This is a genomic window from Kitasatospora sp. NPDC034533 (genome assembly GCF_055575155.1).
Genome location: NZ_JBVITE010000017.1, coordinates 1 through 12,419 on the forward strand (window position 1 = coordinate 1; position 12,419 = coordinate 12,419).

General features: G+C 71.0%; 12 protein-coding genes. 11 read left to right on the forward strand and 1 reads right to left on the reverse strand.

Features of this window, described 5'->3' with window-relative positions; all coding sequences use genetic code 11:
- Positions 1-884: 884 nt before the first annotated feature.
- From ACZ55U_RS14945 to ACZ55U_RS14955, 3 genes are read left to right on the forward strand one after another with little or no spacing between them, the layout of a single operon-like run.
- Positions 885-1,421, forward strand: coding sequence for a hypothetical protein (locus tag ACZ55U_RS14945; RefSeq protein ID WP_465526274.1), 537 nt, complete (start codon positions 885-887; stop codon positions 1,419-1,421).
- A 12-nt stretch (positions 1,422-1,433) separates the two neighbouring features.
- Positions 1,434-2,684 carry an MAB_1171c family putative transporter gene (locus ACZ55U_RS14950; protein ID WP_465526276.1) on the forward strand — a complete coding sequence of 417 codons (1,251 nt, stop codon included), beginning with the start codon at positions 1,434-1,436 and terminating at the stop codon, positions 2,682-2,684.
- A 50-nt stretch (positions 2,685-2,734) separates the two neighbouring features.
- Entirely contained in the window at positions 2,735-3,247 is a 513-nt protein-coding gene (locus ACZ55U_RS14955; protein ID WP_465526513.1) for a hypothetical protein, read from the forward strand.
- 26 nt (positions 3,248-3,273) lie between these two features.
- On the opposite strand, the gene ACZ55U_RS14960 is transcribed toward ACZ55U_RS14955, so the two are convergent.
- The gene (locus ACZ55U_RS14960) at positions 3,274-4,140 is read right to left on the reverse strand and encodes a helix-turn-helix domain-containing protein (protein ID WP_465526278.1); all 867 of its coding nucleotides are present in this window, start codon (positions 4,138-4,140) and stop codon (positions 3,274-3,276) included.
- 297 nt (positions 4,141-4,437) lie between these two features.
- Between ACZ55U_RS14960 and ACZ55U_RS14965 the strand changes: the two genes are divergently transcribed.
- The 8 genes from ACZ55U_RS14965 (at position 4,438) to ACZ55U_RS15000 (ending at position 12,346) form a co-directional block, all read left to right on the forward strand.
- Positions 4,438-5,265: an IclR family transcriptional regulator gene (locus tag ACZ55U_RS14965; RefSeq protein WP_465526280.1), complete on the forward strand. Its 828-nt coding sequence runs from the start codon at positions 4,438-4,440 to the stop codon at positions 5,263-5,265.
- A gap of 847 nt (positions 5,266-6,112) precedes the next feature.
- A complete protein-coding gene (locus ACZ55U_RS14970; protein ID WP_465526282.1) occupies positions 6,113-6,316 on the forward strand; it encodes a hypothetical protein in 204 nt (67 codons plus the stop codon).
- A gap of 3 nt (positions 6,317-6,319) precedes the next feature.
- A complete protein-coding gene (locus ACZ55U_RS14975) occupies positions 6,320-7,285 on the forward strand; it encodes a hypothetical protein (RefSeq protein WP_465526284.1) in 966 nt (321 codons plus the stop codon).
- On the forward strand, positions 7,285-7,989 hold the full coding sequence (locus tag ACZ55U_RS14980) for an ATP-binding protein (protein WP_465526286.1): 705 nt from the start codon (positions 7,285-7,287) through the stop codon (positions 7,987-7,989). Before ACZ55U_RS14975 ends, ACZ55U_RS14980 begins: the two co-directional genes overlap by 1 nt.
- A 95-nt stretch (positions 7,990-8,084) precedes the next feature.
- Positions 8,085-8,645: a WhiB family transcriptional regulator gene (locus tag ACZ55U_RS14985; protein ID WP_465526288.1), complete on the forward strand. Its 561-nt coding sequence runs from the start codon at positions 8,085-8,087 to the stop codon at positions 8,643-8,645.
- Complete coding sequence (locus ACZ55U_RS14990; protein WP_465526290.1) at positions 8,642-9,742, forward strand: DUF2637 domain-containing protein; 1,101 nt, start codon at positions 8,642-8,644, stop codon at positions 9,740-9,742. The genes ACZ55U_RS14985 and ACZ55U_RS14990 overlap by 4 nt, the downstream gene beginning before the upstream one ends.
- Positions 9,743-10,187: 445 nt before the next feature.
- Positions 10,188-10,625 carry a MobC family plasmid mobilization relaxosome protein gene (locus ACZ55U_RS14995; protein WP_465526292.1) on the forward strand — a complete coding sequence of 146 codons (438 nt, stop codon included), beginning with the start codon at positions 10,188-10,190 and terminating at the stop codon, positions 10,623-10,625.
- A gap of 206 nt (positions 10,626-10,831) precedes the next feature.
- Positions 10,832-12,346, forward strand: a complete 1,515-nt coding sequence (locus ACZ55U_RS15000) for a relaxase/mobilization nuclease domain-containing protein (protein ID WP_465526294.1) — start codon at positions 10,832-10,834, stop codon at positions 12,344-12,346.
- The last annotated feature ends 73 nt before the right edge of the window (positions 12,347-12,419 follow it).

Below are 12,419 nucleotides of genomic sequence, written 5' to 3' on the forward strand. Positions count from 1 at the left end.
GGCGGGTACTTCATCGGTGCAGCCATGGCAGAGGCTCCCTTCTCATGGCCCATCAGGCCATCTCCGGCAACCTTCCGCACGTCGGGGGAACCTCACTTCGTCTCGGCAGAGGCGTGAGCTGGCCTGGCGGTACCTGTCCGAAGCCACGCCTTGCGGCCTGAGGGCCGACCTTTGAATCCCACCTACGAGTTCCCCGGTGTGGCGAAAACCACAAAAGAATTCAGATGGGATCTAGTTCGACAGCGATTGATTGATCCGTCCTGGAATGACGATCATTCAGTTGATCAAGGAACGTTCGGCTTATGGTGACTGGTCGTCAAGTGCTCGAATCGATGGATGGTCTGGACCTTAGAGGGGGAGCGCTACAGATCGGTAACGTGACTCTGAGTTGTCGATGCGCGTAGCGTGGGCCGAAGTCTCAGGCCACCGTGACCCTGGACCGTCAAATTTGCACCTTCCGCGGGCTGGCAAGGTGAGGGGGTCGAGCAGCGGAAGGGCTGTGCGGCGGCACATAGCACGAAGGAGTTACCCCATGTCCTGCTCGGCCTGGAGCCGCGTATTCGACTCGGTTGTTGCTTTCGCCGGGAGCGAGGCCGCCGAATATCACCCAGTGAGTTTCGATTCCGGTGCCGTTGTGTTGCGTTGAATCGCCATTCGGATCCGTCCTGTGGCTTGCGATCGACAACCCGGCTCGATATGTGCTCCATGAAGCGTCCAGAAGTCAGGCAGGCCCCTGCCCCCCCTTGCCCTCACGAGGTCTCGGTGTCTACTCAAGAATTCCCGGTGCTTCAGCTGCCGGGTGTCGCAGCATCGCGCCTGCCTGGTGCGGGCGCCGGCCGCAACGATGGCGGCCGTCCTGCCGCACGGCGGACGCCATGCTGAGGATGCGCCGCTTGCGCCGGGCGTGCGAGCGGAAGCTGGTCGACCTGCCGATTCCGGATCCCTTCACGATCGACGGCCTGGTGGCCGCGATGGAGGAGGCGAGCGGCCGCACCATCCAGATGGTCCCGCTCGACGACCGCGGGGGTGACCTGCGAACAGCCTGCGGCCTGCGCGTGCGAACGGACGACTTGTCGCTGATCCTCTACCGGCCCCGACCGACGCAGCACCAGACCGACCACGTGAAGCTACACGAGCTGGTGCACGAGTGGTTCGACCACGGCACCAACCTCGGGGCGGACCAGCTGGGCCTGCTGCTGCCCGAGTACCTGAGCCAGAGCCTCGTGGAGCGGATGAGCGGTGGTGCGGTCGTGCAGGCCCGCGCGCGCTACGACACCCGCGAGGAGCAGGAGGCGGAGCTGAGTGCGTCGCTGATCAAGCGACTCGTCCAGCGCCAGATGCCCGTCGGAGGCGACATGGTCAGCCTCCTGGAATCCACCCTGTCCCACCCCGTCGCCGCTCCCCGGCGCGGCAAGAAGTAAGAAGGAAGACTCGTGCTCGCTCTCGCTGCGTACACCGCCGCGACCACGATGACCGCGGTGGCGGTCTGGCGGCTGCCGGCGGTCCTCTACGGGGACGCGCACCGGCGCGCCCTCTGGGGCTGCTACCTGGGGTTCGCACTGGCCCTGTGGCTCAAGAGCCCCGGCGTGATCAGCCTGATGAACAACCAGCCGATCATCGACCTCTCGGTCCTACTGAAGCATTACGTGTCGACGCTGGCCATCCTGGCGATCCTGACGTACGTGGTCGCCTCGTACGGCAAGACCGACGAGGCGGTGATCCCGCGCCACGTGGCCGTCGCCCGCTGGATCGAGCGAGTCGCCTGGAAAGCCGCGACCGGCATGCTGGCGCTGATGACCGTGCTCTTCTTCACCGTGGTCGACCGCAGCCGGCCGAGCACCGACTTCGTCCCCGACCACGCCGGCCAGTGGGGCGCCGTCCTCTACGAGACGATCTTCTACGTCTACCTGGGCACCGCCTCCGCGGTCACCTGCTACCAGTGGTCCAGCGCGCGCCGCCGCGCCGAGACCCGCCTCCTGCGCACCGGCCTGGGGCTGATGGCCATCGCCATGGCGATCGGAGTCGCGTACGTCGCGATCCGGACCAGCTTCATGTGGGTCACCCTGGCCACGGACCTCGACGCCGACTTCAACCACTCCCTGGGCGTCTACACCGAGTTCATGCAGATCGCACTCTTCATGATCTTCGCCGCCGGGGTGAGCGTCCCGACCACCACCGCCGCCGCCTCCCGGTGGCGGACCTGGCGCGCCCTGTGGAACCTCTACCCGCTGTGGCATGACCTGGTCACCGCCTTCCCGGCCGTCCCGTTCCAGAAGCCGGCCACCCGCTGGCGCGAGGTCCTCAGGACCGACCCGCCGATGGACGTCCGGCTGGACCGGTGGACCCAGGACATCGCGGACGTGGTCGAGCAACTGCGCCACCACGCCTCACCGGTGCTGCTGCCGGTGATCGAGGAGGCCGTGGACGGGGCCGGCGACCCGCAGGCGGCCAGCGAGGCGTTGTGGATCAGGGCCGCGCTGGCGAACGCCAAGGCGGGCCGCCGAAGCGATGTCCCGGCCCCGGCGCTGCCCAGCAAGCCGATCGCGTCCACGCACGCGGAGGTGACCTGGCTCCTGCGGGTCGAGGAGGCGTACAGCGCCGCGACCGACGTCCAGGTCCAGGAGCTGCTGGTGACCGCCGAGGCGGAGGAAATCGCCCTGGAGATGGAGGAGATGGCGCTGTGAGCACGACCGTCGCCCGTACCGTGACCGACGTCCTGCAGCCGCGCAACGTGATGCTGGCCGGGCTGACCGGCGTGGGCGCCGCGGCGGCCGGCAGCTGGAGGGGAATCGGCTGGGGACTCCTGGCCGCGCTGTGCGCCGGCATCATCCCGTGGGCCTACATCGAGTGGGAGCGCAGGAAGGGGACCTGGGGCGACCGGCACGTCGTCGACCGCACCAAGCGCGCGCCGATCTTCCTCGTGATCCTCGGCTCGATCGGCGCCGGCTCCCTGGTGATGGTGCTCGGCCATGCCCCACGCGACATCCTGGTCGCCATGATCGCCCTGTGGGTGATGACCGTGGGCCTGCTCAGCATCAACACGGCCTGGAAGGTTTCCGTGGACAGCGCGGTCGCCAGCTCGGTGGTCACCCTGCTCGCGGTGGTCCACGCACCCTGGTGGATCGCCGCGTATCCCCTCGTCGTCGCCGTGTGCTGGTCGAGGGTGGCGTTGAAGTACCACACCGTCGCGCAGACCGTGGCGGGCGCCGCACTCGGTGCCGCCACCGCTACCGCCTGGCTACTCTGACGGCCACACCGAAGCGGGCCCCCGCGTCAGCGGGGGTCCGCTTTCTGCTGCTGCGCCTCCGCCACGATCGCGCTGATCTTGGCGAGCATCGCCGGATCGAGTCCGCCCTGGCCGCCGCGGGCCGCCAGGGCGAAGTCCTCGCCGCTGCCGCGCAGGGTCAGGAGGCCGATGGCGTCGACGACCTGGCGCTCCAGTTCCTCGTCGCTCTGGAAGTAGAGCGGGGTGACTCCGAAGAAGTCGGCCAAGCCCTCCAGGACCACGCCGGCGGCGAGTCCGGCGAGCACCTCCGCAGGCGGAGGCGTACCCGTGCGCAGGGCCTCCACGGCGGAGGCGGAGACCACCTCGACGCCGGCGTACTTGTTGACGGCCTCCGCGATCTGGGCGTCCGTCGGTCGGCCGGCAGGGAAAGTCCTCTCCAGCAGGTAGGTGAGCTTCTGCGCGAGCGTCCGTGGGGCCGGCGAAGCGGCGGGTGCGACGCCGAAGCTCCGGTCCTGCGCTGCCAGGAGCTGTTCCTCGGTCACCCCGTAGGCCTCGGCGAGGCGCGGGACGAAGGCGGTGGCGAGCCGCCGCAAGCCGCGCTCGGCGTTGCTGACGGGGGTTGCTGATTTGGTTCCGATCAACGCCGCGGTCTGCCGCTGCGCGTAGCCGGCGTCACACCTCAGGTCGGCCAGGTCCGGAAGGCCCTCCCGCGGGAAGAGGGAGTCGAGCGGCTGCCCGAGCGCCCGCGCGATGGCGGGCAGCCGTTCGGGCGACGGGAACCCGCCCTTCTCCCAGCCCACGACCGCGGACTGGTCGACGTCTACGCCCTCCGAGCGCGCCAGCGCCTCCTGGGAGAGATCGAGAGCTCTACGGGCGGCGCGGAGCACCTGTCCGTCGAACCGGCGAGCGGGCATCCGAAGCAACTCCTGGGGGCGCTGGGTAGACATGAACTCACAGGGAACAGCCTAACGGACGTTCGATGCCAAAACTCATGTTGTATGATCAGCGACATCGAGACGCTGAGATCCCACAGGGCTGCGCCTCCCCTTCCGACAACCTCCGCCGGGCCCTCAGTCCCGGCTCCCATCCCGCCTGACCTGCAACAACCAGGTCAGGTGCTGCCTTTGGAGGCACAGGTGAGTGCGACACCGCTGGTCACCGACAGGCCGATTCGTTATGAGTACCGACACCGGAGTATTTCACAGGAGTCGATGACGCCACGCATATCGCCGGTGCAGACCGGCGCTGCGGCCCGCCCGGCCGCGGTGACGAGCCACGGCCGGGTCTTCGCCCTCCAGGAGGCCTTCACACGGCTCGGCGGCGGAGACCAGGGCATCGTCGACCTCGCGGCCGCCACCGGCATGCCGGACTCCACCGTGCACCGCATCCTCCAGTCGGGCGTGCCCGGCGGAGCCGTCGACCAGGTCCGCCGCGGCCGGTACAGGCCGGGGCCGACCATCATCAAGGCGGCCGTTCACGCCATGGCGCACGTACCCGGCGCCGCGACGACCCAGGGAATCCTGGCCGACCTCCACGAGCGTACCGGCGCAGCCGCCCTGCTCTTCGCGCTTGCCCCGTTCGGCGGTCTGCGGCGACTGTGCACCGACTACGCATGGGGCCGGATGGACCCGGGCGAACTCGGAGTTTTCGCCCGCCCCCTGGTCACGCACTCGCGATCCCTGCGCACCGGGGCGAGCGGGAGGGTCATCCTCGCCCACCTTCCCGCACCGCTGCAGCAGCTCGTCTTCGACGAGGAGCTGCCCGACGACGCCGCGCCCGGAGCGCTGCGGAGCGACCGGGCCCTCGCGGCCTCGCTCGCGGAGGTCCGGCGCACCGGGTACGCGATCGGGCGGGAGGAGGTGGTGCCCGGCTGGGAGGCCATTGCGGCACCGGTCATGTGGGGGGACGTGGCAGTCGGCTCCGTGGCGCTCGCCAGGCCGGCGGGCGGGCCAGCCGACCTGGGGCGGCTGGTCGAGCACACCTGCCGCACGGCTCGGACGCTGAGCGAGTACACCTCGCGCCCCGCCCCCGCGGCCTGAGGAGTGCCCGTGCGGCGGTGAACGTTGACGGGCCCGGGGCGAGTGGAGCCCCGGGCCCGCGGCCCGTCGAGTGCGAGCCGCGCAGGGGTTCGCCGGACCGGGGAACCGGTTCTATTCGCCGTCTCGTCAGAAGCCTGGGGATCGACATATGGGGGACTGAGGCAGAGAAAAGGTCGTCGGTTCGGGCAAATCGGTCAAGCATTTATTTCAGGCAAGGAGTCCAATCTCCTTGCCATTTGCATTTCAGGGCCCCTCCACTCCGGCCCCCTTGGGGAGGAGGCGAGGTCGGGAGGCGCTGATGACCTACTCGGCGGCCGGTCGGGCCGCGAAGAGGCGGCTCAGGAGAGCCCGTTCTCGATCATGCTCGCGCCATGTCTGGTCTGCGCATTTCCCGCCTGGAGGGAAATTGGCCCAATAGAGCCCATGGCCGTTTCCCGTGTGGCGGGAAAGCGGAGTTTCTATCCGCGTAGATAGATCGAATTCGTTGACGAATTCCCAGCAGTAAACATAGAGTCACTCCTGCGCCACGGAAATGTGTGCGGCCGAAAGCTGCCGCAGTGGCGATGGTGAAAACGCGACGTGGCGCCCGGGAGCGGGAACTCCTGGGCGCCACGATGTCAAAACCAGTGCACCGGCTTGCTGTAGGAGGCTCGGCCGGCGCCACTTGCGCAGGAGGAAGTGTTACATGTTCGCGACCCCACGTACAGCCCCACGCACAGAGGGGGCCGAGACGGGACTCGCAGCCGCCGCCCCGAGCCGGTCCACCCGGATCTCCGAGGGCACTGCCCAAGCGATCGAGAGAAGCGTCCGCGCCGTCGCGCCGGACGCGAAGGTCGTGCGCGTCAGCGTGTCCGAGCCCGACCACCTCTGGCTGGCCCGGGCCTACGACGCCCACGGCGCCGGCGTCCCGCTGCCGCAGCAGCACGAGGAAGCCGTGGCGCGGTGGGTCGCCGTCGACCAGCCTCAGTGCGACTGGCGGCTCCAGCACGATCTCGACCTCGCCACCGGCCACCTCACCGTTGCCGGCGCACTTGCCAAGGCCGGGTGCTGAACGGTGGCCACGCACGACGGGCGCATCCGCACCCACAAGCCCGAGATGAGCCGAGACCCGAAGCTCGCCGAGGTCTCCCTGTCCGCCGAGCGGACCTTCATCTACCTGCTCAACTACGTGGACGACAAGGGCCGCCACCTCGACGACGCGGGGATCGTCCGCGGCCTGATCTGGAAGCGCAAGAAGTCCTGGGACGGAGGCGTCCACACCTCCGACCGTGTCGAGGACGACCTGCGGCAGCTCGCCGAAGCCGACCTGGTGTGCCGGTACCTCAACCCGGCCGACCAAGGCGAGGAACTGCTGCACGTCATCAACTTCAACAAGCACCAGCGAATCGACAGGCCCAGCGCGAGCCGCCTGGCGCCGTGCCCGCTGCACCAGACCCAGGAAGCCGACATCGACGCTCCGGCCCCGGCCAAGCGGAGCCGGAAGAAGCCTCAGGAGCAGCCCGAACCGCGTCCCACGGACACCGCCGAGACCGCCGGATGGAGCAGCTCCGAGACCGGAGAGCTGGGCCACCAGGACCCCGGTGTTGCGGACTCCACGACACCCTCCATGAACGGATCCAGGATCACGGATCCTGGATCTACCCCTCCGGGGGGCGGCTGCGCCGCGCCCGCCCAGTCCGACACGGTGCAGGAGCCTTCGGTCGAGCAGGTCGCCGCGATGCACCCGCACGCCACCGGAGCCAACGCCCTGCTGGCCGAGTACGTCCGCTCCTGCCCGCAGCAGCCCAGCGAGCGGTTCCGCGGTCACCTCGGCCGGGAGATCAAGCAGCTGCTCGGTGTCTATGGGCCGGAACAGGTGCGTGCCGGCCTGCGGCTGTTCGCGGCGAACCCCAAGGGCCCCAGCGCCCTGGAGTCCTTCGTGCAGGAGGCGCTGACCTCCCGCGGTACCCGTCTGGGAAGCACGTACCGGGCGTGGACCAACCCGGCCGCCGGGGCCGCCGCCTACGCCGGGGACCTGTGATGGCCGGCCGCGACCGAGACCCGCGCCGTGCGGGCACCGGGCTGCAGGGCCTCGTCGAGCGCTTCAGCCGACTGGGCGTGGACCCCGCGGTGATCGGCCAGCCCGAGCAGCACCCAGTGCCGCAACCGAACCGGGACGCGCTGGAACTGGCGGCCAGCCGCATCCCGCCGCTGTACCAGGACGCGGTGGCCGACGACCCCCAGGTCCTCGCCTGGGTCGAGCACGTCAAGCAGGCCGCCCGCCGAGGCCCGGAGGGCCAACTCGGCATCGCCCGCGCCCGCTCCCTGCTCCTGCTCGGCGAGACCGGCACGGGCAAGACCCACCAGGCCTACGGAGCCATCCGGGCGCTGCTGGGCGCCGGCGTCCGGCTGCGCTGGCAGGCGGTCACCGCGGTGAGCCTGGCCGCCATGATGCGACCGCGTCCCGGAGCCGACCCGGAGCGCGAGATGCGCGCACTGGAGCGCACGCCCCTGCTGCTGGTGGACGACCTCGGCGCCGGCCGCGCGAGCGAGTTCACCGAGGAGACCACCTACCGGTTGATCAACCACCGGTATGAGCAGCAGCTCCCGACCCTCCTCACCAGCAACATCACCCCCGGCGAACTCTCCGGCCTCCTCGGCGACCGCACCGCCAGCCGCCTGCGCCAGATGTGTCACAAGGCCGTCCTCGCCGGCCCCGACCGACGCCGCGCCCCCTCCTTCTGACCTTTCCCGCGATCCCGCGCGGGGCCGGCCGAGCCGCCCCCGGGAGACGCCCTGCCCACGCGCCCGCCACCACGGCGCGACGGAGACACCCCCGAATGACCACCATCACCGAACTCGAAGCCGCCCACACCCAGTTGGACCGCGGCTGCCCCCGCTGGCGCCTCCAGGCCGCCTGCGCCGGGATCGAGGACCCCGACATCTTCTTCGCCGACCGCCGCACCACCGCCCACCGCGAAGCCCTCACGCTTTGCCTGCGGTGCCCGGTGCGCCGCGAGTGCCTGACCGACGCCATCGAATGCGGGGTTCAGGACGGCATCCGTGGCGGCCGGACCGAAGAACAGCTCCGCCAGATCGTCGCCTTCAGGGAAGGCCGGCAGGTCGACCTCGACCGGGTGCGCGCCACCCTGTTCGGCACCCACCGGCCTCGGCTGACCGAGGCCGAGAAGAAAGCCGTGGTCCGCGTCGCCACCGACGCCGGGATTCCACGCGACACCTGGGCCGCCCTGCTGGGAATCGGCTACAAGGCGGCCACCGCGCGGCGACGCCAGGCCCGTACGCAGCTCGACGTCATCCCGGCGTCCATGCGACGCGAGGAGATCGCCCTCGCCGAAGAACTGCGGGACACCACGGTGCTCACCCTGGCGGTGGCCGCGTGACCCAAGGCCGCCCGAAGGTCTCCCGATGGGACATGGCCGCCATCGCGGCACTCGGCGCGACCGGCTTCGGCCTCTCCTACGACGCACTCCAGCAGATGGCCCAGGCCATCCACGTCCGAGGAAACCTCAGCTACGCGTGGCCGGTGGTCGTCGACGGATTCATCGCCTACGGAGTGCGCGCTCTCGTCCTGCTGCGCGAAGCGCCCTGGACCGCCCGGGCCTACGCCTGGTCCCTCTTCGCCGGCGCCACCGGAACCAGCGTCTGGGCCAACGCCCTGCACGCGATCCGCCTCAACGAGCAGACGGCCGGCGCCCTCGGAGAACTGCACCTCGGAGACCTCGCCGTCGGGTCCTTGAGCACGATCGCCCCGATCGCGCTCGCCGGGGCGGTCCACCTCGGCATCATCGTCACCCGCCACGAGACAGCCCAGGACAACCTGGGCGACGGCCTCCAAACCGCCGACCAGGCCCCGGGCACCGTCCTACTGAGCCGAGACGAGGTGCCCGACCGCGGGCCCTCGCTCGGCAAACGGACGGTGGCCGACCGAGAAGCCCGCGCGTTCACCACGTCTCGTACGAGCAGAGCGGAACTCACGGTCGCCAACCGGGCGGAAGATCGGAGGAGCGTTGACGAGAAGTTGGCCACCTACCGTCGGGGCTCGCGCTGGCGAGCCAGATTTGCTGCACGGATTCTGCGCCGGAGCCAGGACAGCTCGGGTGGTCCGGACGGTGGTCGGTCGGTCCGTCCGGGTGGTCCGGACGGTGGTCCGGGTGGTGCTGGTCCGGACGCGGGTCCGGACGGTGGTCGGTCGGTCCGTCCGGGTGGTCCGGACGGTGGTCCGGGTGGCGGTCCGGGTGGTGCTGGTCCGGACGCTGGTCCGGACGGTGGTCGGTCGGTCCGTCCCGGTGGTCCGGGCAGCGACCTGGACCCGGCACTTCTGAAGGCTGGCCGCCGGGCTGCTGCAGAGGCCGGGCGGATCACCCGCAAGGTTGTTGGCGATGGAATCCGCAGCCAGGGGCTCAGCGTGTCGAACGACCGGATCCCGGAGATCCTGGCCGCTCTGCGGACCGACAAGCCACCGCCACCGCACCGGTGACCGCGCACTCTCTTCTTCGTCTCTCAACTCACCCAACGGAGCTTCTACATGAGCACCACCGTGCTGGCGGACCGCGATCTGGTTGCCGACTTCATGGCCGTTCTGGTCCGACACCACCACATCCACCGCGCTCGGTTGCTGGGCGACGGCCGGTGGGAGGTCCGACGGTCCGCCGGCGGACCGGTCGAGACCCTCAGCGGCGAGCAGGCGGAGAAGCTTCTGACCGCCCGTACTCCCGACCCGCGGCGTCGACCGAGCCTTGCCTCCGTCCGCCGCCAACCGCCCTGGAGCCCAGGCGCGTTGCCACCTACGGCGGAGCGAGCTATCTCCCTGGACCGTCCTATCGGACGGTCCAGGGGCTCCTTCCCCGGCCAGGGGTCGGGGAAGGCCGTGTTCGTCGAGCGGGGGCGCTCGCAGCGACGGGCAGGACAACCGACAGGAACAGATGATCACCGCCGAGTCCGCCGACGAACCGACCGTTGCGCGACGTCCTCGCCGCCGCTACCACGAGCCGCAGCAGCGTCAGCGCAAGCTGACGATCCGCGTCAGCTCCGACGAAGAAGCGCAGATCCAGCACGCCGCCGACGCGCGTTCCCTGACCGTCGCGCGCTTCATCGCCACCGCCGCGCTCAGCGCCGCAGCACGACATGACGCTGCGCTCGACGCCGACGACCGACTCGACCGTGCGCTCGACGAACTCGCCGCAGCGCGCCGGCAGACCGCCCGCGTCGGCAACAACATCAACCAGATCGCTCGGGAGCTGAACTCCGGCGGTCTCCCGCACCCGGCGGACCTGGCCGAGGCGCTGAGCGCGGTCCGCCATGCCATCGCCACCGTCGACTCCACGGCGGCCGGTCTCCTCAAGCAGCGGAAGAAGCACTGAACCCGAACATCTCCCGTGGGGACCGGACGTACGGTCTGCTGGCGTACCTCTACGGCCCCGGGCGCAGGGACGAGCACACCGACCCGCACCTCGTTGCCTCCTGGGACGGCTTCGCCCCGGACCCGGGGCGTGACCCGGGCGCCACGATCAAGCAGCTCCAGACGGCCCTCGACCTGCGGGTGGACCAGCGCGGTCCCCGGCGCCGGTTGAAGAAGCCCGTATGGCACTGCTCGGTCCGTACGGCTCCCGAAGACCGGCTGCTCAGCGACGAGGAGTGGGCGGTGGTGGCGCGCCGGGTGGTCGCGGCCACCGGCATCGCGGAGGAGGGCGACCCGGACGGCTGCCGGTGGGTCGCCGTGCGACACGCCGAGGACCACATCCACATCGCCGCCACCATCGTGCGAGGCGACCTGCGGAAGGCGGACATCGAGTACGACTTCCGCCGGGCCCAGGCCGAATGCCGAAAGATCGAACGGGAGTGGGGGCTGCGCGAGCTCAACGCTGGTGACGGCACGGCCGCGAAGGAGCCCACCAACCGGGAGAAGCACAAGGCCCAGCGTCTCGGCGAGGCGGACACGAGCCGGCAGCAGCTGCGCGACGCGGTCCGCCAGGCCCTCGCCGGTGCCGGCAGCGAGGCCGAGTTCTTCGCCCGGCTGGAGACCGCCGGTGTGCTGGTCAACCGCAAGGTGGGCCCGTCCGGCGACACCCTCGGCTACAGCGTTGCCGTCGTCGGCGAGCGGGACGCCAGCGGCGAGCCGGTGTGGTTCGGCGGGTACAAACTCGCCCCCGACCTGACCCTGCCCAAGATCCGCCACCGCCTCGGCGCTCCGGTCCCGGAACGCAGGGAGAAGCCCGGTGGGACGACACGGGACGGTGGCGGCCGAAGGCCGACTGGCCGCCGCTCTCCGGCAGCCACCGCGCGGCTGCGGGCCGCGGACACGGCCCTGGAGGCCATCGGCCTCCTGGACGGCGGGCCCGAGGCCGCAGCCGGGGTGGTCGAGGCGACCGGGGAGGTGCTCGACGCCCTGGCGGCCACGGCCCTGCCCGCACACAAGGCCGAGCTGCTGGCCGCGGCCCGCGCCTACGAGCGGGCCTCGCGCTCGCACGTGCGGGCCGCGAACGCCGACTCCCGCTCCGTACGGGCCGCTGCCCGCGAGGTGCTGTCCGGTGGCTATACCACCAACCGGGGCCCGGACGCCGCCGCCGCCGCGGGCGCGCTGGCGGCGCTGATCCTGCTCGTCATCGCGGCCGGTCGCTGGCACGCCAAGCAGGGCCACCTGCAGCAGGCCGCCGCCGCCCGCACGGCGGCCGACAACCTGCGGGCGGCCTACCGGCAGGCTGCCCGCCAGCCGCTGGCCGCCCTGCGCGAGCGCGGCCGGCAGCTCCCCGCCGCGGTGCGCGAACGCCACGAGCAGGCCGTGCGGCGGGCAGTACCGGGCGAGGGCGGTCGGCGGATGCTCGCCGAGCCGGAGTTCGACGCCCTGGCCGCCGCCCTCGCCGAGGCGGAAGCCGCCGGGCACGACCCCGACACCCTGCTGGAGCGCGCCCGCTCGTGGCGGGAGCTGGACACCGCCGGGTCGGTCACCGCGGTGCTGACGTGGCGTGTGCGGCACCTCGCGAAGCTGTCCCACCCGGCCGCCGGCAGACCGTACCGGAGCGCCGACACGGTGACCCCGCCCACTCCCGCCGTACCCGCTGCCCCCTCGCGGCAGCGCCGCTGACCCGGCCGCCGACGGACGCCACCAGGGCTCCGTCGGCGGCCGAACCAACCCCACTTCGCAGCCCCCACGCAGG

Bases quoted from the DNA above. Each gene is read 5' to 3' on its own strand.
- ACZ55U_RS14995 (WP_465526292.1), top strand. From the start codon at position 10,188: ATGATCACCGCCGAGTCCGCCGACGAACCGACCGTTGCGCGACGTCCT.
- ACZ55U_RS14960 (WP_465526278.1), bottom strand. From the start codon at position 4,140: ATGCCCGCTCGCCGGTTCGACGGACAGGTGCTCCGCGCCGCCCGTAGA.
- ACZ55U_RS14985 (WP_465526288.1), top strand. From the start codon at position 8,085: ATGACCACCATCACCGAACTCGAAGCCGCCCACACCCAGTTGGACCGC.
- ACZ55U_RS14980 (WP_465526286.1), top strand. From the start codon at position 7,285: ATGGCCGGCCGCGACCGAGACCCGCGCCGTGCGGGCACCGGGCTGCAG.
- ACZ55U_RS14945 (WP_465526274.1), top strand. From the start codon at position 885: ATGCGCCGCTTGCGCCGGGCGTGCGAGCGGAAGCTGGTCGACCTGCCG.
- ACZ55U_RS14955 (WP_465526513.1), top strand. From the start codon at position 2,735: ATGCTGGCCGGGCTGACCGGCGTGGGCGCCGCGGCGGCCGGCAGCTGG.
- ACZ55U_RS14965 (WP_465526280.1), top strand. From the start codon at position 4,438: ATGACGCCACGCATATCGCCGGTGCAGACCGGCGCTGCGGCCCGCCCG.